This is a genomic window from Ornithobacterium rhinotracheale DSM 15997 (assembly GCF_000265465.1).
GTDB lineage: Bacteria > Bacteroidota > Bacteroidia > Flavobacteriales > Weeksellaceae > Ornithobacterium > Ornithobacterium rhinotracheale.
Genome location: NC_018016.1, coordinates 1,632,558 through 1,658,348, shown reverse-complemented (window position 1 = coordinate 1,658,348; position 25,791 = coordinate 1,632,558). Strand labels below are relative to the sequence as shown.

The window sequence follows — 25,791 nt, the reverse complement described above, 5'->3', positions numbered from 1 at the left end:
AATTTATTGTTTTTTCAAATCAATGATGAGCAAATCTTTAGCTCAAAGATTTTTACACCTCAATGCAAAAAGCCGCAAAACTACAAAACATTTAAAGAACTACAAGACTAATAATCAATTTTATCAATAATTCACATCTATTATCCACTTAATTTGTATTTTTGCCCAAATTTATGACAAAAATAGGAAACATCACATTGCCAGACTTTCCATTATTGCTCGCCCCTATGGAGGATGTGAGCGACCCACCGTTTAGACGCGTGTGCAAGGAAAATGGCGCAGATTTAATGTACTCGGAGTTTATTTCGTCTGAGGGACTCATACGAGACGCTATCAAAAGCAAGAAAAAATTAGATATTTTTGATTACGAACGCCCCATAGGAATCCAGATTTTCGGGGGAGATGAGGAGGCGATGGCACTCTCTGCCCGCATTGTAGAAACCGTGAAACCCGATTTGGTAGACATCAACTTTGGTTGCCCTGTCAAAAAAGTCGTGTGCAAAGGTGCTGGTGCAGGCGTTTTAAAAGATATAGATTTAATGGTTCGCCTTACCGAATCGGTAGTGAAATCTACTTCACTACCCGTAACCGTAAAAACTCGTTTGGGCTGGGATCACGATAACATTAATATCTACGAAGTTGCCGAAAGATTGCAAGATGTAGGCATTCAAGCACTTTCTATCCATGGCAGAACTCGTGCACAAATGTACAAAGGCGAAGCCGACTGGTCGGAAATTGCACGAGTGAAAAATAACCCAAGAATCCACATTCCGATTTTCGGAAATGGAGATATTGATTCGCCTGAAAAAGCTTTAGAATACAAAAATCGTTATGGTGTAGATGGCATTATGATCGGGCGCGCTGCGATTGGGTATCCTTGGATTTTTAGAGAAATCAAACATTATCTAAAAACGGGAGAATTGCTCGCTCCGCCTACCATTGCCGAACGCGTAGACGCCGTGAAAAAACACCTTGAGTTCTCATGCGAATGGAAAGGCGAGAAAGTAGGAATTTTGGAAATGCGAAAACATTATTCCAATTATTTTAAGGGCATTCAGCATTTTAAATCATTTAGAAAAGAGTTAGTTTCTCTCGATAATAAAGATGACTTATTTCAGGTTTTGTCTAAAATTATTAAAGAATACGAATCTTAAGAACAATTTTTGATACGCACTAAGGTTATGAGTGATTTTAACTTAGATTCTGCGGTGAACGAAATCACCGAATGTTTGCAAAAAATGCATTCGGAAGGAAAACGCATCATGATTACCTCATCGTTCCAAACGCATAGTTTGCCACTACTACACATCAGCACCCGAGCAATTAAGGATTTGCCCGTGATTTTCATCGATACGGGATTTCATTTTGCCGAAACTTACGCTTTCAGAGATCAAATCGTGAGAGATTGGGGCTTAAACTTAAAAAATGTTCGCTCAAAAACTTCTAAACACCAGCAAGTGAACGAAGACGGACAGTTTCTATACGCCAGCGATACCGACTATTGTTGCCACATCAACAAGGTAGAACCACTCAATACTAGCATCCAAGATTACGACATCTGGATTGCGGGACTGCGTAGAGACCAGACCAAATTCCGAAGCGGATTGGATTATTTTGAAAAACAGAAATCAGGAATCACCAAATACCACCCTATTCTAGACTGGAATTCTAAAATGATTTACGAATACCGAAAGTTACATAATTTGCCCGCACATCCTTTAGAAGAAAAAGGATTCTTCAGCATTGGGTGCTTCCCTTGCACGCAAAGTGTGCACGACGAAAACGAGCGTGGCGGACGCTGGGCTGGGAGCAATAAAACTGAATGTGGCATTCATTTAAATAAATAAAAAAATTATCGATGAGAATATTTATTTCTGGCGGCGCAGGATACCTTGGATACAATTTGGTACGCGCCCTTGAGCAAAACGAAAAAGTAGAAGAAATCATAGTTTTTGATAACCTCTACCGCCAAAACTTAAATTTCTTTATCCTTGGCGAAAAATTAAATAAAACTAAATTCATAAAAGGCGATATTTTAAATGAATTTGAACTTAAAAAGCATTTAAAAAACATCGATGTCGTGTATCATCTAGCAGCCTTTGTGGAGTCTCCGTATTCTTATCGAGATCATTTTAATTACGAGCAAATCAACCATTTCGGCACGGCAACTTTGGTAAATGCTTTGCAAGAAAATTCGCCTAAAAAAGTAATTTTCACTAGCTCTGGCGCAGTATATGGAATGGACATTGAGGCTGACGAAGACACGCCTCCTATGCCACAGAATGCTTATGGCGTTTCTAAATTTAACGCCGAAAAATATTTGGAATTGCTACGCTACGAAATGGATGTTTGCATTTTTAGAATTGCCAATGTCTTTGGGTTTAATCCGATGTTCAGATTCGACAGCGTGATTAATAATTTAATTTTCGACGCACTGCTTTACAATAAAATTAAAATCAACGGCAATGGGGAAAACATCACACCTTTTGTGCACCTCGACACCGTAACTCAGCGTTTGGCACAAGCAGCTTTCCAAGAGGAGCCTAAAATCGAGAATTTGGTAGAATACAATCAATCGGTAAATACTGTGCGAGATATCTTACTAGAATCCTTTGAAAATCTAGAGTTCCAATATTTAAACACGCAACAAAAAATGAGTAGCTATCAAATCACTTCGCTCTACCACCCTACTCACAACGAAAATTTCAAAGCACGCGTTTTGGAATGCTTACAAGATTTTAAATCCAATTTTAAGCTATAAAACAAAGGCTCGCCAATGGCGAGCCTTTTAATTTTTCTTTTCAAATAAATATTAATTCACATATTCTGTAGAAATATTGAATTGAATACGGATTTCATCTCCAGTTTTAATGGTTCCAAACATATACACAGGAGGCTCCACTTTATAATCAGTCATTTTCATCATGATGTAACCAGTAATCGTAAATCCACGATCGGTATCATAAACCTTTACAGGCACGCTAATCGCCTTAGTCACACCATTTATCGTGATTGAGCCATTTACAGTTGTGTTTCCGCTTAAAGTATCAATAGTGAGGGCTTTAAACACAATTTCTTTATACTTATCCGCATTCAGTGCATTGTAAGCATTTTGATCCATGGCAGCTTTCCCACTCTTGAGCGAACGCACAGGGAACACAAATTTAACATCGTTGATGGAGCTATTGCCAGCATTGGCAGTAAAGACTCCGTTATCAGAAATCATTTCCCAATCGTGCAAGGTAGAAGTCCCTGTAATGGTGATATTCACATCTCTTGAAACGATTTTTTGTGCTTTCACACTCATTGAAACAAAAAATAAGCAAACAAAAGCAAGGCTAATTTTAAATAAATTTTTCATGACAAAATATTTTTTGATTTTTTCTTGTCATAAATTTAGCCATAAAATTTTAAAAATCCACAATTTCCAATGTTAAATTTTAAATTTAATTAAATGTAGACAAAACAATTAGCCCTAATTTTCCATTTGTTTTAATTTTTGCATAAACTCTTGGGCAAAAACTTTTTGATCTTTCCTAAGCTCCTCCAGCGTTTCGGGCAAAATATAAGCAAACAACACCTCTTTTTTATCGTTCAGAAAAATAAGCTCCTGCTTCTCTCCATTTTTAATCAATTGAGAAAAAACCTCCCACATCGATTGCTCTCGTTCTTTGAGCAAGTTAAAAAAGGCATCTGCCTGAATGATGATCTGTTTCATAGAAAAAGATTTAATTTAAATTTTAAACACACAAAAATCGAAATTTTTGCCTATTTATTCTATATTTCTTTTTACAGAATCTTCTTTTTTTCGGATAAAAAAATAAAAAACATTGATTTAATATTTTTTGCAACGACAAATCAACTCTCCCCTGAAAAATACAGAGCTAAGAAATGAAATTAAAAAATATTCGTTTTTTATCTTGTTTCGCAAAGCCAATTTATATATTTTGCGTTGCAATTATCAACCTAAATCAGATGCGGGCAACTGAATGAACAAACCGCCCAAAAATTGAAATGGAAAGATATGAGGAAATTAAAAAAATCTTGGCTGAAAATCCTAACGGCGTTACCATCGACCTGAACACCATGCAAGAGCCTAAGGATAAATTTTGGTGCGTAGCACTGAAGGAAACTCAAAACAACTTCAATGATGAGGATTTGAAAAAAGTGATTGAAATTGCCAAAAAGACCACAAACATTGTGGGTGGTGGACTGAAAAATGGAAAGTTTTATCTGGACGCTGTAATGCTAGTGGAAGATGAAGAGGAAGCAACACGCATGGGAATTGAAAACGGACAAATTGCGATTTTTAATCTCGCCACAAGAACATCAAAAAGATTAATTGATTAAAAGGGGGTAACATTCCCCTATTTTTTTATCCCACTTCAATCAACATTGTTGCATTTTTATTGCAAAATTAAATTCGAATGAACCTTCCAAAAAAACAAAATATCATAAAACAAAAAAAGCACTGAAAATTCAGTGCTTTTGGTGGCGCCTTTTGCTGGGCTCGAACCAGCGACCCTCTGATTAACAGTCAGATGCTCTAACCAACTGAGCTAAAAAGGCTTTTCTTTCGTTTTGGGATTGCAAATATAAAAACTATTTTTTAATCTGCAAAACTTTTTTTATTTTTTTATTTCTTTCAATTCAACCGTTGACTTCTCTCAAACGGATTGCAAATATACGCATAGATTTTAATTCTGCAAATTATTTCTCGATTTTTTTTTAATTCCTACATTCAAAACACAAATGCAACGCTTAAATAATTTAAAACTAAAAGCGTATGCAAAGAGAAGAAATCAGACCTTTTTTGGTAGTACAGAAGTTTGTACCCATTCCCGTAAATCATTTAGAACCTAAGCAGTACATATATGAATATGGTATTGTAGTACAGGTGTTGAAACAAGAAAATAATATTGAGGTATTATTTTCTGGTCGTTCGTGGATAACTTTTAAACCTAAGGATATTTTATATCATCGTGTGGCTGTGAAAAAAGAAGAAACCGATTTTTTTATAGAAAGCCGATAGGCTTTTGAGTGGGCTCGTCTCAAGTATCGGTAAAATCTAACGGCAAAAATCCCTGTAAATGCGACAATATCAAGAGGTTAATAATTATTATTTGTGTGAAAAGGTTCAGCTTAGACCTACTAGCCTATTGCATTATAGTTATGTGATGGATTTACGAAATTATGAAGTAGGCCATACTCCTACTTTACGCCAAAATCTAAACAAGGAAAAAACAGAATTAGATGAGTTAAACGCACTAGATGATATTTCAGAGTTTGGTTCAATTGTTAAATATGCTGAAAAGTGTGTTGAGTTGTATAAGGAGAAACAACAAGAAGTGTATAATGAGAAAGGGCATGTTTTAAAGGATTTAGGAACGCTCTCGGATACTCAAGTAAGGAATATAAAGAAGTATGCTATTTTATTTGCTGACGCAACGAAATCAAACAAGGACAAATATTTATCTTTTGTAACCTTGACCTTGCCCAGTGCCCAAAAGCACCATGATAGAGTGTTGCGTAAAATACTTGCTAAGTATCTTGACCATTTAAAAAAGGTCTATGGTTTAAAAAATTATCTCTGGAAAGCGGAGACGCAGAAGAATGGAAATATTCATTTTCATGTTTTGATTGATACGCAAATCCCTCGTGAGGATATTCAGCGCATATGGAACCAGTATATAAATAAATATGGTTATGTTGATAGATATTCTGAAAAGATGAACCGCTTAACGGCTAAAGAATATATGGCTAAGTATTCAAAAAATTATAAATCAGAAAAAGACTGCATACTAGCTTACCAGCGTAATAAAAAAATGGGTTGGAGCAATCCCCCAAGTACTAAAATTGAAACGCCAAAGAGTAAACGAAATATAGTTGCGTATGTGGTGAAATATCTATTAAAGCAAGAAGAAAATAAACGCCCAGTAATTGGTGCGGTGTGGGGCGCATCAAATAAGGTAAAAAAACTCAATTATTTAAATTTTGAAGTTAGCAGTTATTTAGAGGAGTTAAACCACTTGCGGGGAAAATTGGAGTATGTGCCTACTGCTATTCAATTTGTAGAGTTGTATAAAGGTAAAGTATATCAGATGATCCGCAAGGGATATAAAAAATTAAACGAGCATTTAAAAATTTATAATAAAGCCATAAGACAGTTATTAGATACCGATTTGAGTATAAATTTAGACCAGTTAATCCAATTAATTTATGAAAAACAATACACAGAACTTGCAAATAATTAGTGCTAAGGAGCTAGCTAATTATTTAGGCGTAAGCTATTCCACTGCACGCATGATAAAAAAAGATATTTTAAGCCACTATAAAAAGAAATATCTAACGCTAAAGCTCGTAAAAAAATATTTTGATGATTAGTGTCAAAAATTGGTATAAATCGCTTAAAAGTGGTAAAAATCGCTAGATTTTAAAAAGTGCTTTTGCATGCTTAATATCTTTGTTTCAGAAATTTAAAATAAGATATAAAAATGAGAGTAACATTAGCAAAAGCAACCGAGGTGCTGGAAGTTAAGGAAAGTGCAGCGGGTTTGATTTTAAAAGGTAATTCAAGTACCGATTTCGGACAGGTGCAAATTGAGTCTTACCTAGTAGATGAAACCTTTACTAAAAAGGTTTTGGTGCCAAAGATGAGCGTTAAGCTATTTACAGAATTGTTGGGCGTTCATTTTGTTAAATTGCAAACAACAATTGGTAGCGACAAAGTAGCGGTAATTCCTTTTTCTAAATCTGGAAGTTTGCCATTAGGTGACAAAACTTACATTGAGTTCCATGTATCGGGTGGACAAGCACAGAATGTAACTGCAGAAACATTTGAGGCTATTGGAAGTGCAGAGCCTATTTATGTGCAACAAGTGAAGCTTGACCAAAATATATCTGTAAAGGATGTTGATGTATTAGCATTTGATTATTTGGTAGCTGAAAAGACACCAAATGAATTGCAAGTTATCAATGCACAGGGCAAAACAAGGATTTCGCAACTACAACTTGATTATGCAAAAAATGCAAGGATTGATGAGTTATCGAAATTACCTGCATTGGATTTAACAGGCTTATACACCTTAGCAGTGTATAAAAATGTAGGAGAAGAATTTACATTCTATTTGTTAGACGCAAAATAATATTGAAATGATTGGAGCAGTAACAGCGGTAAGTAGTTTAATTGGAAGTGTGGGGGGCGGTAACGCCTCCGGCTCCTCTCTTGGTCAATTTGGAGGAAAGATAGTAGGCGGTGTATTAAGTAAGATAACTGGGGGGTTAGATAGCGTTTTGGCAAACGGCTTTGATTTGCATTGTTGGGGCTCGAGCTGGTCGCCTAGTAGAGCGATGAAAGAAGGAACCACAATCGTTGAATGGATTATTGAACAATCTGGGTTTACTAAGGTAGCCAGTGCTGACAATTTTAATAAGGCGTTACTTTATTTAAAAGTCTGCGCTTCTGGTTTTCCATGGGGAAAGGATTGTACGAGAAAAGGAACTGAAGCATTGGCGGCTATGATAACTGAGGCTTACGGGAGATTGCTTAAGGAGTATCAGACTAAGTTTGCCTATGTTGGTGATAAAGAATATCCAAAAGGAACTGATGTAAACTTAAATTTCCCATTCCGTGACACTTCAAGAGGGGATGCCGTGAGTAAGGAAGTTTTGCGCGTGCCATTCTTTAGAGAAAAAACAGATGCTGAAAGACAAGCAGATAGCCAAGCAGGTTCATCGGATTACAGACCTAGTAAGGATCAAACACTTAAAACAGGAATGCCTACAGAAGGTGCGTATCCTGCGGTAACAGACGGGGAGGTATATGGAAAAGCTACTGGACATGTTGGGCGAAATGACAATAACATTTTGTATTTATTACTAGGAGGGGCATTGATTTATTTATTAACAAAGAAAAAATAACATTTAAAAACAAAATAAAGATGAAAGAATTAATAACAAAAGTTGATAGTTTTTTACTAAAGCCATTAAGTGGTAATGGTGCAGGGACAAGTATTGCGACCTTTTTGGTTTTAGGATTGGGAGCAGTGATTTTATCCGTGTACATGGGCTGGATTAAAATCAAAGGAAAAAGAAGAGGCTGGTAATTATTAACTAAAAAAGTATAGAAATGGCGTATAATAATGGATATAGTAATGGTTGGGGTGGAAATCCCAACCCTAATTTTAACCGAGGTTATGACCGAGGTTATAATAATCAGAGACAACCTAAAAACATTCTGGGGCTAAAGCTGGACAATCCAAGAATGGAAGGTTTTATGTTACGGCTTGGAATTATTCAAAGCAAAGAGGTATGATAACTGTTAAAGCATTTGAAAACTCTAAGAGTGTGCGTTCAGAGTCTCCAAACACTGGAAATAGATTTATAACTATGATGTTTGAGGCTTTCTATAAAAAGACTGGCGCAAAGGTTTTAGAAATAGCAAGTTTCAATGTGAATACTGGAAAAGTGTATTTGCAAAAGCTGGGAATGGTAATTTCAACTAAAGCACCTAATGGTGGATATTTCGGACAAATTAAAACTAGATAAGTTATGTTTAAACAATTGAAAGGATTATTTAAATCATTGCCGTTGTTATTGAAGTATGTACAATGTGCAAAAATATGTTTGCATCATGCGCACGAGGCAAAAAAAGAGATAGATACACTCTTTGATGATGTGGAGGGTAATGAACCTGAGTATCTTCAGAATGAGGATCCAGATAAGGAGCATTTGTGGTAATTTGATTTGTTGAGATGAGGATGTTAAGTAGTGTTGTAATGGCGGTTATATACATTGGAATGATTATGCTTTCTGATGTCTTAAAGGACCAAATAAAAGAAACATTTAAGTAATGAAGTTTTTGAGTGATTTAACAAATGTATTAAAGCTATTGGGGGTTGCTCTGGTAGCTTTAATCATATGGATGGCATTTAAGGGATTTCAAAAGACTGTGCTTTTGGGCAAAGACGGCATACCTGATAAAATTTCGGAGGCTTTTAGACAAAAGACATCTAAAGAGCAATTTCGTATTTATTTAGATTATTGGGCGGTGCGTGCTAAATGGTTCTTTTTTGGAAGTTATCCAAAGCTAAGTAATGAGCAGGTAAAGCAGTTAAGAAATGAAAACAAGAATTTAGGAAGTTTTGTGGGGAGATTTTTTCAAGAACAACAAAAGTTATTGGAAAAATACGATTTGCAAAAAGAAAATAGATACCAACATTAATGAGAAAAAATAGAGATAAAAAAATGACATATTTACAAGCAATTGCCCTGCTAGCTGGAAGTTGGTGGGCTTATAAAATATCAAAACCAAAGTCTAAAGTTGAGTTTGGAGAATTGGAACTAGTGGGCGTTGATATTCCAAATACAGAGAGTGAGACTAAAAGTGTTTTATCTATGCTTTTAGTACCTAATGGATTGAGATTTGCCAAAGGATATAATTCATATGCTGATTGGGGTTATACTTTGTTTGATATATTAATAAATCAAATTAAAAGTGGTGATTTGTTGATAAATCAAGCATCTTATATAATGGCTACAGCATATCATGAAATGGGTCAATTTAGTTTATTGCGTGAGCGTTATAATGATAAAATTTCTGTTTTGAAGAAAACGCTTAAAGGGGATAAATTAAGGGAGTTTAACGAGTTTTTGAAGATTGCAGATACATTTGGTGTTAGTGCTGAAAAGGCTGTGTACATGGAGTGGAAGTATGGCGTACAATCTTGGTGTTATAATCCAGCTAGTAGAAGAAAGAATTTAAGTAATAAATATAAAGGTGATGGAGCTCGTTTTTTTGGTCGTGGATATTGCCAGTGGACTGGTAGGCATTTATATACTAAGTTTAAAGAGTTTTCTGGTGTAGATGTTTTGTCAAATCCAGATTTAATAGTAAATGATAAGCGTTTAAATGCTTTAATGACCATAAAAATGATGATGGCTGATAAACCTAATAATTTAACGGGTGTTTCTTTAAAGCTTTATTGTAATGAAAATAAAACAGATTATTACAATGCAAGAAGGGTTGTTAATTCTACAGATAGAGCAAAAGATATAGCCTCTTATGCTCAAAAGTTTGAAAATGTTTTTAATTCTTATTTAAAAAAATAGGTTATGACACAGCGAGAAAAAAGAAAAATTAAGTTTTGGTTATTCATCTTTTTAATAATCTATCTATTATTTAGATTGACCAAAAAGACGAGTATAAAGGAGAAAGTAAGCACAGGAGATAATTCCTTGTTGCCACTGGATACAAATAAATTCAAGGAACCTGTGAGTTTGCCCAAAGTAGAAAAACCAAAGTTTGATAAGGTTTTTGCAAAAGGCGGTTCTGCAGTGAGAAATGAAAAAGCATTTAGTCAAAAAGTTGATGATATGATGCAATCAGAAAAACAGAAGGGAAAAATACCAGTAAAAAGTGATGTGGTTAAAAAACTGCAGGAGGAGCAGGCAAATGATTTTTGTTCTGAATGTGAGGAAGAAAAGAGAAGGGAGCAGGAAGAAAGAAAGCGTAAAGAACAAGAAGAAATTAGAAAGAAGTTGCTTGAGAAGAAAAATAATTGCAACCAAATAAGTGAAGTTCCTGTAAAATTTCATTATGATTGTGAGGAGCCCGAGAAAGTTAAAATAACTGGCATGGGTGGACTTGCTCTATTTAGAATGCCATCAACTGGGCATTGCAGGGTATTAAATTTATATGGTGAAACTACACGTGTAATTCAGAGTTATAATGATGGGGAAAAAGAATATCTTGTTGAGCATGGGCATTATATAGATTTGTTGGGATATGTAAAGGCGCAGGTTTCAAATATTCAGCTTGATAGTAATGGGGGTTTTGAACAATTGAGTTAAACAAAAAATAAAGAGATATGACAAATTTTGTAGATAGGACAAAGATTTATAGTATATTAGGATTTACGGGGGCGGTTTCGTTTGATGAGCTAAAACCGCTTCTAGCAAGTTTATTGGCTATTGTGCTTGATTTTGCGTATAGCTTTGCAAAAAAGAAAATTAAAGATTTAAAAGATAAAAAAGATGAGTGATTGTGTGATAGTTATTGATAATAGAAAGTTTAGGAGTGAGCTTTTGTGTCGAGAGGTTTCTACAATTGATTTATCGGATAATTGTTATTATCAAGTAGGTCCATATTTTTATACCGCTAATGCATTTAAGCGTTATTTGATTGACAAGTCTGATTATGTTATTTATAAAAGGTTGATACCATTGGACGGAGAACCTGTGAAAGATTTACCAAATTTTATAGATGGATATGATTCAAATTCAGCGATTTTGTTAAGTTATAATGTTGGAACTTTTTATGATGGTTTTGTTGTAACGAAGAATAAAAACGGATATCACTTTAGAAATAGTACTAGTAAATTTGTTGGAGTTTATTTAGATGTACCAGATCCGTACAGTAATGAAGTATGCCAATTAGAATCTGGACAGGAATTTGATTATAAAGGATCAGGACCATTTGTTTTATATAATGGAGATGAAGAAATAAGGGGCATTGAATAATGAGCCATAAGAACGATTATAGCTGTATAGTTTTCGGATCATTCGGGGTATTCAAAATGCAATATGTGCATGATTTGTATAAGTTTAGCCAGTGGCTTGATAGTTCCAAGTTTAGAGATTGGAAATATTTTAATGTGTATGACCGTAGGACTGGGGAGTATTTAAGACGCTTCTACAATGGAAACTATATACCAAGATTTTTAGATTAATTTTTCATAGTTTGTTTCTCATTAGAAAGAGACTGCACCTTTGTTGGTGTGGTTTCTTTTTTTTTTATCTTTTTGCTTTGCACTATTTGGCATTTGTTTTGATAATGGTATTAACATATTTAAAAATCACTTAAAATCATGAAAAAAATATTACTATCATTTGGATTATGTTTAGCCGTAACCGCTGGATATGCACAAAGCAAGGAGGCAAAAAAAGAAATAAGAAAGTACTACACTGAAAAACAGATTAAGTACATTGAAAAAGAGTTAAAAGAATATATAAGTAATTGTGATGATATTTTGAATTTATCTAATTCTTTAGATGAGAAACTTTTTAAGAATAAAGGGCATTTGATTGCTTATTTTGATTTTTTTATTAATCCACTTTATGATGATTTTTGTACGAAGGGTGAGGTTTATGGATATGGTTTGAAGATAAGTAGATTAATAAATGGTGAGTGATGGCACGGAGATTTAAACATTTAGATTTGTGTGAAAGGGCTAAAATAGAGGCGTATTTAACGGCTGGTTGGTCTATCTCTAAAATAGCCCGTGAACTGAAAAGGGATAAATCTACGATAAGCCGTGAAGTGAGGAGGAACCGAACGAAGAAAGGAAAGTATAAAGCAAAGACTGCACAGACGCTCTATTCTGAAAAGAAAGAGCGTTTTTTGCGTTATAGACGCTTTACAAAAGACATTGAGAAAAGAGTAAGACAATTTTTGTATAAAAGATATTCGCCCCTGCAGATTGTGGGGTATTGCAAAAAAATGGGGTTTGCTATGGTTTCAGTGGAAAGAATTTACCAATATATAAGGGCTGATAAATTGAAAGGTGGTAAATTATATAAATATTGCAGGCACGCTTTGAAAAAGAGAAAGGCACAGGTTTCTAAAATTGTTGGAAAGATAAAGAACCGCACTAGTATAGAAGAACGCCCGCAGGTTGTGAATGAGCGTAAGGAGTTCGGACACTGGGAGGGTGATTTAGTAGAGGGCAAAAATCATAAGGGTTATTTGCTGACACTTACGGAAAGAGTATCAAGGTTTTTGTTTGTAAAGTATATACCAAATAAAACAGCTGATGTGGTCGCTCGTGCTATTATTGATGTGTTACTTCCTTATAAAAAAGTGGTCAAATCAATAACCGTGGATAATGGTTTAGAGTTTTCAAATCATGAGATAGTGGCAAAGAAATTGCAATCAAAGATTTATTTTACAAATCCATACTCTAGTTGGCAAAAGGGACAAATTGAGCATATGAACAAACTTGTTAGACAATATGTAAAAAAAGGTTCGGCAATTACAAAAAGTACCGCTAATAATCTGAAATCGGTGCAAAAAGAGATAAACGATAGACCGTTTAAAGTGTTAAAGTTTTGCAAGCCTCGTGATGTTTTTTATACATTTGTGGAAAATGTTGCATTTAGTGCTTGAATCTAGCATTTTTTACATCTAATGCATCTCTCAGCGAATTCCCAAAGACATTAAACGCGAGCACAAGCAATAGAATACACAGCCCTGGCAAGAATGCTAAATACTGCATTCCCAGCAAAATATGTGTATAATTTTCTTTAATTATATTCCCCCAGCTAGGTGTTGGCGGCTGAGCTCCGATACCTAAAAAACTTAGTCCACTTTCTACCAAAATAGCGGCAGCAAAATTAGCCGCAGAGATTACAATCACTGGCGCCACAACATTAGGCAAGATTTCTTTAAACATAATTCGGGCATTGCTCATGCCTAAACTTTGTGCAGCTTCCACAAATTCCTTCTTTCTAAAGCTTAGAAATTGCCCACGAACGACTCTCGCTACTTCTACCCACATGGTGAGCCCCACGGCAATAAAAATCTGCCAAAACCCTTTTCCTATCGCCAAAGTGATCGCCATCACGAGCAAAAGCGTAGGGATCGACCACACAACATTGATGAGCCACATAATTGCCGCATCTGTTTTCCCACCATAGTAGCCTCCTAGTGCCCCCAGCACAATTCCTACAAGCAAAGAAATTGCTACGGCAATAAAACCTATGAAAAACGATATTCTAGTCCCGACCAAAAGTCTTGAATAAAAATCCCGCCCAAAACTATCGGTGCCGAGATAGAATTTTTGGGTATAAATAAAGTCTTTAGTTATATCTTCTAATTTAATATTTTTCTCTGTCCAGATTTTTAAGTCTTTTTCTTTGGGCTCAGCTTGCAATCCATCTCCTATATAAGGTATATAAATGATTTGCTCTCCCTTAATTTGGTATTGCGTGATTGGAATTTCCTCAAAATCCTGTTTTTTTCCCAAAAAATAATCGCTGAATGTTCTGCCTGGTGTATAATCGCTCAACGGAACTTTTAACATTAATTGCTTATAGCCTATGGGCTTATATTTAAGCACTACTTGCTGCAGTGCTGCATCTTTGGTATAATCTGTTGCTAGCACATAACAAAACACGCTGGCAATGGCAGCTAGGACGATAACGACCAAGGCTGCGATTGCCAGTGCATTTTTTTTTAGTTTTTGAATGGAATGATAAAATACCGATTTCCCGTGATTTGACATTATTTAATATCCCTTAATACATTAATTGATTCTTGTAAATAAATGTCTTTTCCTAGGGCTTTGTGCCAATCTTTTCTGCGAGCTTGTAGCACGGTATCTTTTTTCACGAGATTTTGCTCATAGTTTGGAGAAGAGATTTTTAAGCCGTTGGTGTACTTGCTTAAATTTTCAAACTTCTTGGCCTGTTTTTCTTTTTCATCAAAATCTGCTTTGAATTTTTCGTAATTCAAATTCGCAGATTTGTCTTTATCTATTCTCTTCATCCATTGAGCATAATCCTCAATTTCTTGAATTTGTTTCATTTTAGACAATCTCGCTTTACTATTTGCTTTGATTTTAGCCATATCAATTGGCTTGCTCCACACATTGTACTTTGCTGGCTCAATTTGATCCCAAGGCAAGGCTGAATTTTCTGAACCTTCAGAAATATCTAAATAGGTATATCTGTCTGGAATCACAATATCCGAAGCCACTCCTTTTAGCTGTGTAGAACCTCCGTTTACACGATAGAATTTTTGAATGGTGAATTTCAACGCACCGTATTCGCTATCGTTTTGTAAGAACCAATTAATCGGCTTGATTGTCTGCACGGTTCCTTTTCCATAAGTTTGTGGGCTTCCCACAATCACGGCACGCTTATAATCTTGCAAAGCGGCAGCCATAATTTCTGATGCCGATGCCGAAAATTCGTTTACCATCACCACCATTGGCCCGTCCCATACTACGCCTTGCATATCATCATCATACTGCTTTTCGGCACCATTACTCATGCGCACCTGCACCACAGGACCTTTTGGAATAAAGTGCCCTACGATTTCCACACACTCTGCTAAATCTCCACCTCCATTGTTTCTAAGATCGAACACTAATCCTTTGATTCCACTTTCTTTCAAATACTCAATTTGTTTTTTCACATCATCAGACGCGTCGTGTCCTTTTCCGTCGTAGTTCAGATAGAACGAAGGTAAATTCAACACGCCGTATTTATTCCCTTTATCATCGGTTACCACGGCACTTTTGGCAAAAGTTTCTTCTAGTTCTATAATGTCGCGCACGATTGGAATTTGCTTGAACGAACCGTCTTTTTTCTTCACTGTCAGGATCACTTTGCTTCCTTTTTTACCACGAATCAATCGAATGGCATCTTCCAAAAGCATTCCCACAACATTCACAGGCTCTTCTCCCTCTTGTGCCACTTTGGTAATTTGGTCATCTACTTCCAAATCTCCTTGTTTCCACGCAGGCCCACCTACTACAACTTTGGTAATCGTTGGATAGCCTTTTTTATCCATCAATTGCGCACCAATCCCTTCGATTTGTCCAGACATTGCCACTTCAAAATCCTCGTTTTCCTTTGGTGAAAAATAGTCGGTGTGTGGGTCGTATTGATGTGTAAAGGCATTGATGTAAATCGAATTCCATTCAGATTTCTTACGCGCTTTAAATCTTCTAAAATATTCAGAAATGTTTTCTGCTACTTTTTTACGCGCTTCGGTTTCTAGCTGGGCAAACGATTTATTTCTTGGGTCGAAGGTTTCTGGCTTAATGCCGATGGAATCTTGCTTTTTCCAATAAGCTGTATCCTTAGCCGATTGTTCCAAAATCATGATTTCTTGTAGCGTGTTGTATTTCAAACGCTGGCGCCATCTGTTCTCCCACTCTTTTTGAGTTTTTGGGTAAGAGGCGTTTTTATAATCATAATTAAAGCTTTCATCTTTGGTAAAATCAAAGGGCTTTTGAGTAAACTCGGTAGTAAGTTCCTTTAGCTCATCAATCCTATTATATAATGTATCGATGGACTGATGATAGAAAGTCAAATCTTCGTTTCTAAAGGCATCGTCTAATTTATCTCTGTACTGATCAAAAAAAGCAATGTCGCTACCTTTGAAAAAAGTTTTTAAATTATCGAGATTCTCCATGTATCTGTCATATACTTTCTCAGAAAACTCATCGTTGATTTCCTGCGGAGAATAGTGTAAATGCGTTAAAATCCTGCGCACATTCTTGATAATGTCTTTATCTATATCATCTCGCCCACCATTCAGTGGAAATGGCGAACAGTAACAAAATACCAAAAGAGACATAGACAAAAAGGCAAGTAAGACATAAGTCTTTTGTAAATATTTCATTTTTTATTCTTAGATATTTTTTAATGATTAAACTAAAAAAATTTAATAGCATAAAGTATGCCTTTGTTTCGCAAAATTAGATGTTTCTACCTAAATTTGCTTTCGACTTACAAATATATTGTATTTTATGGAAAAACCACTTATTTTAGTAACAAACGATGACGGGATTACAGCACCTGGAATCAGAAAATTAATACAAATCGCAAAAAAAATTGGAGATGTTTATGTCGTAGCACCAAATAGCCCACAAAGTGGCATGGGACACGCCATCACTATCAATACAACTTTACACCTCGAAGAGATGAAGCTCAAAGGTGGCTCTGCTCATGAATGGGCTTGCTCGGGAACACCCGTAGATTGTGTAAAATTAGGCATCGACAAGGTTTTGCCCAAAAAACCAGATTTATGTCTTTCTGGGATTAATCACGGTTCTAATTCCTCTATCAATGTCATTTATTCAGGTACAATGTCTGCCGCGGTAGAAGCTGCCATTGAGGGCGTTCCAGCCATTGGTTTCTCTCTGTGCGATTTCAGCTATCATGCAGATTTTGATGCGGCAGAGGATTACATAAGCCAAATCATTCAACAAGCCTTGGAAAACAAATTGCCAAGCGGTGTTGTTTTAAATGTAAATATCCCCAAAGCAAGCAAAGAAGAAATTAAAGGAATTAAAATTTGTCGCCAAGCCAAGGCTAAATGGGACGAAGAGTTTGAGGAAAGACAAGACCCTCGCGGACAGAACTACTACTGGCTCACAGGCGAGTTTAAAAACATGGACGAAGGCACCGATACCGATGAGTGGGCACTTTTGAATAATTACATTTCCATTGTTCCCGTTCAGTTTGATTTAACGGCATATCGCTACATTCCAGCCTTGAATGAATGGAAATTTTGATAATTTTTTCATACAAAAATCATAAGAAATCCTTACATTTACCCCTTTATAAAACCAAGCTTTAAAACCCATTCATGAATCAACGAATTTTTATTGAGAAAAAAGCTGCTTTTGACCATCTGAGCAAAAGCTTTACCGAGGAATTACATTTAATAAACCCTGCACTTTCTGTAAAAGTTTTTATCCTTTACGATCTTTTCAACATCAGCGAAGAGGATTTCAAAAAAGTGTCGCACACTGTATTTGCCGATCCTGTAATGGATATTTTGCACACTTCTGAGCCAGATTTATCTGCTTACCAGAAAACGGTAGCCGTAGAATTTCTACCAGGACAATTCGACCAGCGTGCCGATAGTGCCGAGCAAGCCGTAAAATTGATTACGGGAAAAGACGACATCAAAATCAGAACGGCAAAACTTTTTGCGTTCCCTGAGATTTCCGACAAAGAATTTGCAGAAGCTAAAAAGCTATTTATAAATGTAGTGGATGCCAAGGAAAAAGATTTAAGCGTATTGAACTACCCACAATCTGCTCAGCCACATCCCGTGCCCGTGATCGAAGGCTTTATTGATTTTGATGACGCGCAACTCGAAAAATTCTACCAAGAATGGAGTTTTGCTTTTGGGTTAGATGATTTAAAATTTATTCAAGATTATTTCAAAAAAGAAAATAGAAATCCTACCGAAACAGAACTAAAAGTACTCGACACTTACTGGAGCGACCACTGCCGCCACACTACTTTTATGACTGAATTGGAAAATATTTCATTTGAAGGGGATTTCCAAGAAACTTTGCAAGCGATTTACGACCGATATTTAGCTTTAAGAAAAGAATTAAATCGTGAGCACAAGCCGATTTCTCTCATGGATTTTGGTACCATTGCTGCCAAATATTTCCAAAAAAATGGAAAATTAAATGATTTGGTAATTTCAGATGAAATCAATGCTTGCACCATAGAAATCGAAGTAGATGTTGAAGGTAAAAAAGAACCTTGGTACCTTTTATTTAAAAACGAAACTCACAACCACCCGACCGAGATTGAACCATTTGGTGGAGCTTCAACTTGTATCGGCGGCGCGATTCGCGACCCATTGAGTGGTCGTGCGTTTGTGTACCAAGCTATGCGCGTAACTGGAGCAGCCAATCCGCTTGAAAATGTGGAAGACACACTCGAAGGCAAATTACCGCAACGCAAAATTACCAAAGAAGCTGCCAACGGCTATTCTTCTTACGGAAACCAAATCGGGCTTGCCACATCGCAAGTTTCAGAAATTTACCACGAAGGCTACAAGGCAAAACGCATGGAAGTTGGTTTTGTAGTGGGAGCAGCCCCTACCGATTGGGTAAAGAGAGAACAACCGCAAGCGGGCGATGTGGTCATCGTACTTGGTGGCAAAACAGGTAGAGACGGTGTCGGCGGAGCTACGGGCTCATCTAAAACGCAAAAAGTGGGTGCCATTGAAACCATGAGTGCCGAGGTGCAAAAAGGAGATGCCGTACAAGAAAGAAAAATTCAGCGTTTGTTCAGAAAACCAGAAGTTACTACTTTAATCAAAAAGTCCAACGACTTTGGAGCTGGTGGTGTTTCTGTTGCGATTGGAGAAATTGCCGATGGCGTGTACATCGATTTAGATGTACTCCCTGTGAAATACGACGGACTATACGGAACCGAATTGGCTATTTCAGAATCTCAAGAGCGTATGGCTGTGGTAGTTGATGCTGCCGATGCACCTAAATTCTTGGAGTTGGCTCGCGCCGAAAACATTTTGGCTGAAATCGTGGGTACCGTAACCGATAAAAATCGATTAGAAATTGTTTGGAAAGGTGACAAAATCGTAGATCTTGATCGTGAGTTCCTAGACACCGCTGGTTGTCGCAAGAAAAACAATGCAAAGGTTTCTTTGAATGCTTTAAAAGCTAAAGAAACTAAGTCTTTAAATAAAGAAAACTTCGTTCAGACTTTGCAGAGCTTAAATGTAGCTTCTCAAAAAGGTTTAATCGAAAAATTTGATAGCACTGTAGGGCAAACTACCGTATTAATGCCTTTGGGCGGGAAATACCAAGTTACTCCTGCTCTTGCGAGCGTTCACACTTTGCCCGTGCGCAACAAAAACACCAGCACCGTTTCCATGGCTTCTTGGGGCTACGATGTGGATTTATCTTCTGAGAATCCATTGCTAGGTGGAGCCTACGCTGTGGTAGAAAGTGTGGCTAAAATCGTGGCTGCGGGTGGAAAAAGAGAAGATGTGCGTTTGAGTTTTCAAGAATATTTTGAGCGTTTGGGCACCGATGAAAACAAATGGGGAATCCCGTTGGCTTCGTTGATGGGCTCGCTCGACGCACAATTGAATTTCGAAATCGCTGCCATTGGCGGGAAAGACAGTATGTCTGGAACTTTTCATGATTTAAAAGTGCCACCAACTTTAATCTCATTTGCGTGCTGCGCAGGAGAATTAAAAAATGTAATTTCGCCTGAATTTAAAGCTGAAGGCAATCATTTATATTTATTTAAGCACGAGCCACTTGAAAACGGAATGCCGAACTACGAACAATTGAAATCGGCTTATGCTCAAATTCATCAATTGATTGAAAAAGGCGAGATCGTTTCTGCTCAAATCGTGAAAAATGGTGGTTTAGCTTCGGCTTTAGCATTAATGGCTTTCGGAAATAAATTAGGAGCAAGTGTTCAGTTTGAGGGCGATTGGTTTAGCCCAATGCATGGCTCTTTAATCCTAGAAAGCAAAACAGAATTAAACGATTTCCAAAAAATCGGTAGCATTTCAGCAGAGAAATCTTTGGTTTTAAATCATGAAACTTTTGATTTGGACGAGTTATTCAACGCTTGGTTTGGAACTTTTGAAAGTCTTTTCCCTACTGATTTTGGCAAAGATTTACAAAATGCAGAAAAATCTGAAGTTACTAAAGATAAAACCAAAAATGTAAACATCAATTCAGGCGCAAAACCACAAGTTGCCATGCCGATTTTCTCAGGCACCAACTGTGAATACGAAACCGAAAAAGTGTTTAGAGAAGCGGGAGCCAATCCGCAACCTTTTATATTCAATAATTTAAACGATGCCTTGCTCAACGATTCGGTGGAGCACATGGTAAAAACAATCAACGAAAGTCAGATTTTAATGCTTTCGGGCGGATTCTCTTCGGGCGATGAGCCAGACGGTTCTGCTAAATTTATCGTTTCAGTGCTTAAAAATCCAAAAATCAAGCAAGCAGTGCATGATTTAATCGCCAGAGATGGCTTAATTTTGGGTATCTGCAACGGATTCCAAGCTTTGATTAAATCTGGATTAGTAAGCTTTGGCGAAATCTGCGATTTACCAGAAGATGCACCTACTTTGGCACATAACAAAATCGGCAGACATATTTCTCAAATGGTAGATGTGCGTGTCGTGAGCGATCGCTCGCCATGGCTAAAAGGTATGAAAAATCAAATTTATCGCATTCCGATTTCGCACGGCGAAGGGCGTTTCTTTGCCAATCCAGAAGTGGTTCAACAATTGAAAGACAAAGACCAAATTGCTACGCAATATGTAGATTTAAACGGAAATGTAGCATTCGATATGCCATTTAACCCTAATAGTTCGGTAGACGGTATCGAAGGAATCATGAGCCCATCGGGTAAAATCTTTGGTCGTATGGGGCACCCAGAACGCTATCGCAACGGATTGCTCAAAAATATTCCAGATGCTGTTTTTATGGATATTTTCAAAAATGGTGTAGAATATTTTAAATAAAACTTCCTTAAACAAAGGAAACAAAAACGGCGCAGATTTCTTGAAATCTGCGCCGTTTGTATTTATAAAAATAGTAAAAAATATAAATTTTATCGTTTTCCTATTTCAAGGACTATCGCAGGCTTTTCGTTGCCATGCAATATCAATCGTTTTTTGATGATCAGCCAATCTTTATCGGTCAAAATTTCTCCTTTTTCTGATTTTTCAGAAATCGCTTTTAAATCCTCATGCGAAACGGGCTCAAGCACAAAATAGCTAATCACTTGATAATTTTTCAACTCCTCATCGGGCACAATCTTTAATTCTTTAGCACTTAATAAATCTTTTTTTGCCTCTTTTACTAAAATCAATTGCGGAAATTCTTTTCTTTTTGGGTCTGCAAACAAAACTTTGCTACGGTCGATTTTCGCTTTTTTAGCAGCATCCACAATGCCAAAACTATCTCTATACGCTTGCAAACTTACGCCAAAAATCTTTCGAAGCGACTCATCCACCGTCAGTGGTTTTTGCTGTGCAAATGCGGTGGCACTCACGCTCAACAAAACCCATAAAATTACTTTTTTCATCTTTTAATTTTTCAATTGAATAACGAATTTAAAAAAAATATGCCAAATTCCATTTTTTTAAGCCTTAAAAACCAGGACAAACTCGCAACCTTGCGCCAAGTTTTTGAAATAAATCCTTCCCGATTGTGCTTCCATGATGTTTTTACAAAGCGTGAGCCCTATGCCCGAGCCTTTTTCTCTCGTGGTAAAAAACGGAAAAAATACTTTTTCGGCAATTTCTTCGTCAATTCCATGACCATAATCGCGCACTTTTACCAGTACGCTATCGTGTTGCTTTTCGATTTTTAGTTCAATTTTTCTATCTTCTTTGGGCAGATTTTCAAGGGCAAAAATTGCATTGCTCAGCAAATTCACAAGCACTCTTTCGGTCAAAGATTTATCTGCCCAAATCATTGTTGGCTCGCCCAAAATATCGCACTCAATCTGCTTTTCTTGCAAATCGTTTTGCAACAAAGCACACATCTCTTGCAGCAATTGTTTGATTTCGATTTTTTCGGCATAGGCTTTTGGAATTTGCGTGATTTTTCGGTAATCGTCTACAAACTGCATCAATCGCCCCGAGCGTTCAGCCACAATGTTCATGCCCTCTCGCAATTCGCATAAATCTTCGCCTTGGATTTCGTCTTGCTGCGTGGCATATTGCATCGATTGGATTAGGCTATTAATCGGCGTGAGCGTATTCATCAACTCGTGCGAAATGACTTTTAGCAAATTATACCAAGCTATTTTTTCTTTTTTCTCGACTAAATCTTGTACCGATTCTATATTAATGACAAAAAACTGCTGCGCCACGCCCTTCACGCGCGAAGTCCTAATGGAATAAGTTTTGGGCTGAAAATCTTTGGTTTTAGCCGTATAAAAAGCCTGCGAATTTTGGAATTTAGTTTTTTCTATAATTTCATAAAACTTCGGCATTTTGGTCTGGCAATACGACCACTTTTGATAATTAGGGAGTTTAAAAATCTCTAAAAAATAATAATTTGCAAAGAAAATATCCCACTCGTCTTGCTCGGTTTCTCGGCTTAAAATCATCAATCCAAATTGAGATTGATTTAAAATATGCTCATACAGCATTTTGTAGGAAACGATATTTTCTTCCTGCGATTTTACTTGTTCAAAAACGGCTTGCAATTCATTGTAAACATGACTTTTAGTCTTTTTAGGGCGAAAGGAAAAATCCTTGTATCGCACGGCAGTAATCAAACGGAGCAAACTCGAATTTTTATTATGCTGAAAATGATAAATCAGATACAAACACAGCAAACTCCCCACGCCCAGCAACACTGCCGAAAGCCTGTTTCCCTGCTGTGCCGCACTATACGAAAACACCGCCAAAATCACACCCACCATGTAAGTTGCCACATATTTCATAGTTTACATTTTTTCTAATTTTCGATAGAGTGCCGCGCGAGAAATGCCGAGCTCTGCCGCAGCACGAGAAATATTGCCTTCGCTTTTTTGCATGGCTTTTTGGATTAAAGTTTTTTCCATTTTTTCTAAATTCAAATCGTCGGTAGGCATAGCGGATTCTTTGGTGTTTAGGTTTAAAGACAAATCGCCCGCATCGCTCATAATCACAGCGCGTTCCATACCATGAGCCAGTTCTCTAATGTTGCCACGCCAAGGATAATTTCGCATTTCGCGCCATTGTTCATCGTTTATTTTTAAGCCCACACGATGATATTTTTTGCTAAATTTCTCCAAGAAATAATGGCTTAAATCTTCTAAATCTTCCAGCCTCTCACGCAAAGGCGGAATACCAATTTCCACAGTATTTATTCGGTAAAATAAATCTTCCCGAAAAGCTTTTTCTTGTATTTTTTGGACTAAATTTTCGTTCGTGGCAAACACAAACCGAATATCGAGCGGGCGCACTTTGTTTTCGCCCACGCGCACCACTGCCCTATTCTGTATCACGCTGAGCAACTTGGTTTGCAAGTGCATGGGCAAATTACCGATTTCATCAAGAAAAACCGTTCCGCCCTGTGCCGCTTCGATTTTTCCCATGCTGTGTTCTTTGGCATCGGTAAAGGCGCCTTTGGCATAGCCAAACAATTCGGATTCGAACAAGCCTTCGGACAAGCTCCCCAAATCGATATGCACAAAGGGCTGCTCGCTCCTGCTTGAATTTTTATGAATGTATTCCGCCATCACATATTTTCCTGTTCCATTTTCGCCCGTAATCAACACATTGGCATCGGTGGGAGCTACTTTATCGATCGCATTCATCGTGGCTTGCATTCGGGGCGATTTTGTGCTTAAAAAATAATCTGAAATGGTATTTTTTTGTGATTTTTCAAGGCGTTCGATTTTCTTGTTTTTGCGCACCATTTCCACCGCCATTTTTACCGAGGCAAACAATTTTTCGTTGTTCCAAGGTTTTAAAATAAAATCTGTTGCGCCATTTTTTAAAGCTTCCACAGCGAGCGAAACTTCGCCATAAGCAGTCATCAAAATCACAGCAATATTGGGATTGGTGGCTAAAATTTCTTTGAGCCAATACATGCCTTCTTTGCCGTTTTCATAACCTTTTCTAAAATTCATATCGAGCAAAACCACTTCGATTTCGTTTTCGTTGAGCGTGGGCAAAATCTCCTTAGGCTCATCGATTAAAATGATTTCAGAAAAAAATTGTTTTAGCCATAATTTGGCAGCGTATAAAATACTTTTATCATCGTCGACAATGGCAATTCGGGCATCGATTTTTCGCATAAGTGGCTGAGTTTTTTAGCTTAATCAAAGATACACTTTTTTAAAATAGCAAACTTGCCCGAGTGTCCGAAATCGAACAGCTTTTGTCCGAAAACGGACACTTTAGATTTAGACAAAATTCAATTTTAATTGATTTTCAAAGATTTAAAAATTCATTAATGTAATGGAAAAGTTTTGGCATTTAGCTAAATGAATTTTGAAAATTAAAACACATGGATACGAAAATTCAGAAAAAAAGAGGTTTTAAAAAATATGTTTGGATAAGTTTGGGAGTCGTTCTGCTCGGCGTGGCGGCTTATTTCTTATTGCAACAACAAACGGAAAGTTTAAACATCGATCGCAATCGTGTAAAAATCGCCGAAGTGCAAAAAGGCGAATTTGAAGATATTTTGCTACTCAACGCCACTACGGAATCTCGCAATTCTACGCTCGTGAATGTGCTAGAAGGTGGCGTGGTGCAAGAAATTTATGTGGAAGATGGTGCCATGGTAGAGATGAATCAGGCTTTGGCTAAAATCTACAATCCCAACACGGAATTGAGCCAAATGAACCAAGAAACGCAAATGTTGCAACAGATTAATCAAATGCAAAACACGATTTTAAATCTTAAAAATCAATCGTTTGAACAAGAAAAAGAACGATTGCAAAGCAACAACGATTATCGCCGTGCGCAACAAGAATACGAAACACAAAAAAGATTATACGAAGCCGAAATTGGTAGAAAAAATGATTTTTTGATGGCTAAACAAAATTTTGAATACCAACAAAAACGCAAACAGGTTTTGGAGCAAAGCATCAAAAGCGAACAAAATACTAGAAATCAGCAAATTGCAGCAACTCAAACGGCGATGGCACAAATGCAAAAAAGCCTACAGTTGCTCGAAGGAAACAAGCAGAATTTCATTATAAAATCGCCTGCCAAAGGTAGACTATCCTCTTTTACACTCACACGCGGACAAAATTTGGTGAGTGGCGAAAACATCGGAAAAGTGGATCTGCTCGACGGCTACAAGTTGGTCGCCAAAGTGGACGAATTTTACAACAACCGTTTGCACACGGGCATCGCTGGAACTTTGACCACCAACGGAAAAGAATACGCTGTGTTTGTGAGCAAAATTTTGCCCGAAGTCAAAGACCGACAATTTGAGGTAGTGTTGGATTTTTCGCAAGACACACCTCCCAATCTACGCATCGGGATGAGTTTTGGCATTAAACTTCAATTGTCTGACTCAGTGGAAAGTATTCTGCTATCTAAAGGAGATTTCCATCTCGATACGCAAGGCGATTGGGTGTTTGTGGTAAACGGCAACACGGCAGAACGACGAAACATTAAACTAGGAAAAGAAAATAATCGTTTTTATGAAGTAATCGAGGGACTACAACCTGGCGAACAGGTAATTATCACAAATTATAAAGATTTAAAAAATTACAATACCATTCATTTAAAAAATTAAA

The 25,791-nt window shown here is 36.9% G+C and carries 30 protein-coding genes and 1 tRNA gene; 23 read left to right on the top strand and 8 right to left on the bottom strand.

From position 1 onward, the window contains the following. The first annotated feature begins 173 nt into the window (after window positions 1–173). From dusB to ORNRH_RS07900, 3 genes are read left to right on the top strand one after another with little or no spacing between them, the layout of a single operon-like run. A complete protein-coding gene (gene dusB, locus ORNRH_RS07910) occupies window positions 174–1,154 on the top strand; it encodes a tRNA dihydrouridine synthase DusB (RefSeq protein ID WP_014791339.1) in 981 nt (326 codons plus the stop codon). Window positions 1,155–1,181: 27 nt separating this feature from the next. After that, entirely contained in the window at window positions 1,182–1,847 is a 666-nt protein-coding gene (locus ORNRH_RS07905; RefSeq protein ID WP_014791338.1) for a phosphoadenylyl-sulfate reductase, read from the top strand. Window positions 1,848–1,858: 11 nt separating this feature from the next. Then, on the top strand, window positions 1,859–2,761 hold the full coding sequence (locus tag ORNRH_RS07900) for an NAD-dependent epimerase/dehydratase family protein (RefSeq protein ID WP_014791337.1): 903 nt from the start codon (window positions 1,859–1,861) through the stop codon (window positions 2,759–2,761). Window positions 2,762–2,812: 51 nt separating this feature from the next. On the opposite strand, the gene ORNRH_RS07895 is transcribed toward ORNRH_RS07900, so the two are convergent. Together ORNRH_RS07895 and ORNRH_RS07890 are read right to left on the bottom strand one after the other, a co-directional pair. After that, complete coding sequence (locus tag ORNRH_RS07895; RefSeq protein ID WP_014791336.1) at window positions 2,813–3,361, bottom strand: YceI family protein; 549 nt, start codon at window positions 3,359–3,361, stop codon at window positions 2,813–2,815. Between the two features lie 114 nt (window positions 3,362–3,475). Beyond that, window positions 3,476–3,718, bottom strand: a complete 243-nt coding sequence (locus tag ORNRH_RS07890) for a hypothetical protein (RefSeq protein ID WP_014791335.1) — start codon at window positions 3,716–3,718, stop codon at window positions 3,476–3,478. A gap of 296 nt (window positions 3,719–4,014) precedes the next feature. Here ORNRH_RS07890 and ORNRH_RS07885 point away from each other — a divergent pair, with 296 nt between their 5' ends. After that, the gene (locus tag ORNRH_RS07885; protein ID WP_014791334.1) at window positions 4,015–4,350 is read left to right on the top strand and encodes a hypothetical protein; all 336 of its coding nucleotides are present in this window, start codon (window positions 4,015–4,017) and stop codon (window positions 4,348–4,350) included. A 142-nt stretch (window positions 4,351–4,492) separates the two neighbouring features. Here ORNRH_RS07885 and ORNRH_RS07880 read toward each other — a convergent pair. Then, a tRNA-Asn gene (locus ORNRH_RS07880) sits at window positions 4,493–4,569 on the bottom strand. Window positions 4,570–4,786: 217 nt separating this feature from the next. Between ORNRH_RS07880 and ORNRH_RS07875 the strand changes: the two genes are divergently transcribed. The 16 genes from ORNRH_RS07875 (at window position 4,787) to ORNRH_RS07820 (ending at window position 13,165) form a co-directional block, all read left to right on the top strand. After that, entirely contained in the window at window positions 4,787–5,032 is a 246-nt protein-coding gene (locus tag ORNRH_RS07875) for a hypothetical protein (protein ID WP_014790218.1), read from the top strand. 58 nt (window positions 5,033–5,090) lie between these two features. Further along, entirely contained in the window at window positions 5,091–6,254 is a 1,164-nt protein-coding gene (locus tag ORNRH_RS12195) for a rolling circle replication-associated protein (RefSeq protein ID WP_014790829.1), read from the top strand. Between the two features lie 240 nt (window positions 6,255–6,494). Beyond that, a complete protein-coding gene (locus tag ORNRH_RS07865) occupies window positions 6,495–7,145 on the top strand; it encodes a hypothetical protein (protein ID WP_014790221.1) in 651 nt (216 codons plus the stop codon). Window positions 7,146–7,152: 7 nt separating this feature from the next. Beyond that, the gene (locus ORNRH_RS07860; RefSeq protein WP_014790222.1) at window positions 7,153–7,920 is read left to right on the top strand and encodes a hypothetical protein; all 768 of its coding nucleotides are present in this window, start codon (window positions 7,153–7,155) and stop codon (window positions 7,918–7,920) included. A gap of 20 nt (window positions 7,921–7,940) precedes the next feature. Further along, window positions 7,941–8,105, top strand: a complete 165-nt coding sequence (locus ORNRH_RS12350; RefSeq protein ID WP_014790223.1) for a hypothetical protein — start codon at window positions 7,941–7,943, stop codon at window positions 8,103–8,105. A gap of 23 nt (window positions 8,106–8,128) precedes the next feature. Continuing rightward, window positions 8,129–8,314, top strand: coding sequence for a hypothetical protein (locus ORNRH_RS12535; RefSeq protein WP_014791333.1), 186 nt, complete (start codon window positions 8,129–8,131; stop codon window positions 8,312–8,314). Then, window positions 8,311–8,547, top strand: a complete 237-nt coding sequence (locus ORNRH_RS12530) for a hypothetical protein (protein ID WP_014791332.1) — start codon at window positions 8,311–8,313, stop codon at window positions 8,545–8,547. The genes ORNRH_RS12535 and ORNRH_RS12530 overlap by 4 nt, the downstream gene beginning before the upstream one ends. Window positions 8,548–8,550: 3 nt before the next feature. Then, a complete protein-coding gene (locus ORNRH_RS07850; protein WP_014790831.1) occupies window positions 8,551–8,739 on the top strand; it encodes a hypothetical protein in 189 nt (62 codons plus the stop codon). 112 nt (window positions 8,740–8,851) lie between these two features. Beyond that, complete coding sequence (locus tag ORNRH_RS07845; protein ID WP_014790870.1) at window positions 8,852–9,223, top strand: hypothetical protein; 372 nt, start codon at window positions 8,852–8,854, stop codon at window positions 9,221–9,223. A gap of 23 nt (window positions 9,224–9,246) precedes the next feature. Then, window positions 9,247–10,110, top strand: a complete 864-nt coding sequence (locus ORNRH_RS11665) for a hypothetical protein (protein WP_155814513.1) — start codon at window positions 9,247–9,249, stop codon at window positions 10,108–10,110. A 3-nt stretch (window positions 10,111–10,113) separates the two neighbouring features. Further along, a complete protein-coding gene (locus tag ORNRH_RS12415; protein ID WP_014790264.1) occupies window positions 10,114–10,851 on the top strand; it encodes a hypothetical protein in 738 nt (245 codons plus the stop codon). A 17-nt stretch (window positions 10,852–10,868) separates the two neighbouring features. Further along, a complete protein-coding gene (locus ORNRH_RS12345; protein ID WP_014790229.1) occupies window positions 10,869–11,042 on the top strand; it encodes a hypothetical protein in 174 nt (57 codons plus the stop codon). Beyond that, complete coding sequence (locus ORNRH_RS07830) at window positions 11,035–11,520, top strand: hypothetical protein (protein ID WP_014791330.1); 486 nt, start codon at window positions 11,035–11,037, stop codon at window positions 11,518–11,520. Before ORNRH_RS12345 ends, ORNRH_RS07830 begins: the two co-directional genes overlap by 8 nt. Further along, window positions 11,520–11,729: a hypothetical protein gene (locus tag ORNRH_RS11965; protein WP_014791329.1), complete on the top strand. Its 210-nt coding sequence runs from the start codon at window positions 11,520–11,522 to the stop codon at window positions 11,727–11,729. Before ORNRH_RS07830 ends, ORNRH_RS11965 begins: the two co-directional genes overlap by 1 nt. Before the next feature lie 138 nt (window positions 11,730–11,867). After that, a complete protein-coding gene (locus ORNRH_RS07825) occupies window positions 11,868–12,191 on the top strand; it encodes a hypothetical protein (protein WP_014790268.1) in 324 nt (107 codons plus the stop codon). After that, entirely contained in the window at window positions 12,191–13,165 is a 975-nt protein-coding gene (locus ORNRH_RS07820; protein ID WP_014790869.1) for an IS30 family transposase, read from the top strand. Before ORNRH_RS07825 ends, ORNRH_RS07820 begins: the two co-directional genes overlap by 1 nt. Here ORNRH_RS07820 and ORNRH_RS07815 read toward each other — a convergent pair. Both ORNRH_RS07815 and ORNRH_RS07810 read right to left on the bottom strand, forming a co-directional pair. Next, entirely contained in the window at window positions 13,155–14,282 is a 1,128-nt protein-coding gene (locus ORNRH_RS07815; protein WP_014791328.1) for an ABC transporter permease, read from the bottom strand. The two genes, ORNRH_RS07820 and ORNRH_RS07815, sit on opposite strands and share 11 nt — an antisense overlap. After that, on the bottom strand, window positions 14,282–16,411 hold the full coding sequence (locus ORNRH_RS07810; protein WP_014791327.1) for a carboxy terminal-processing peptidase: 2,130 nt from the start codon (window positions 16,409–16,411) through the stop codon (window positions 14,282–14,284). Before ORNRH_RS07810 ends, ORNRH_RS07815 begins: the two co-directional genes overlap by 1 nt. A gap of 127 nt (window positions 16,412–16,538) precedes the next feature. On the opposite strand from ORNRH_RS07810, the gene surE reads away from it, so the two are divergent. Beyond that, the gene (gene surE / locus ORNRH_RS07805) at window positions 16,539–17,306 is read left to right on the top strand and encodes a 5'/3'-nucleotidase SurE (protein WP_014791326.1); all 768 of its coding nucleotides are present in this window, start codon (window positions 16,539–16,541) and stop codon (window positions 17,304–17,306) included. Window positions 17,307–17,380: 74 nt separating this feature from the next. Then, window positions 17,381–21,058 (top strand): phosphoribosylformylglycinamidine synthase, encoded by a 3,678-nt coding sequence (locus ORNRH_RS07800; protein WP_014791325.1) that lies wholly within the window; start codon window positions 17,381–17,383, stop codon window positions 21,056–21,058. An 89-nt stretch (window positions 21,059–21,147) separates the two neighbouring features. On the opposite strand, the gene ORNRH_RS07795 is transcribed toward ORNRH_RS07800, so the two are convergent. The 3 genes from ORNRH_RS07795 to ORNRH_RS07785 are packed head-to-tail and all read right to left on the bottom strand — an operon-like array spanning window position 21,148 to window position 24,336. Next, window positions 21,148–21,624 (bottom strand): hypothetical protein, encoded by a 477-nt coding sequence (locus ORNRH_RS07795; protein ID WP_014791324.1) that lies wholly within the window; start codon window positions 21,622–21,624, stop codon window positions 21,148–21,150. Between the two features lie 57 nt (window positions 21,625–21,681). Further along, entirely contained in the window at window positions 21,682–22,995 is a 1,314-nt protein-coding gene (locus tag ORNRH_RS07790) for a sensor histidine kinase (protein ID WP_014791323.1), read from the bottom strand. A 3-nt stretch (window positions 22,996–22,998) separates the two neighbouring features. Beyond that, window positions 22,999–24,336 carry a sigma-54-dependent transcriptional regulator gene (locus ORNRH_RS07785; RefSeq protein ID WP_014791322.1) on the bottom strand — a complete coding sequence of 446 codons (1,338 nt, stop codon included), beginning with the start codon at window positions 24,334–24,336 and terminating at the stop codon, window positions 22,999–23,001. Between the two features lie 212 nt (window positions 24,337–24,548). Here ORNRH_RS07785 and ORNRH_RS07780 point away from each other — a divergent pair, with 212 nt between their 5' ends. Next, on the top strand, window positions 24,549–25,790 hold the full coding sequence (locus ORNRH_RS07780) for an efflux RND transporter periplasmic adaptor subunit (protein WP_014791321.1): 1,242 nt from the start codon (window positions 24,549–24,551) through the stop codon (window positions 25,788–25,790). Window position 25,791: the final 1 nt, after the last annotated feature.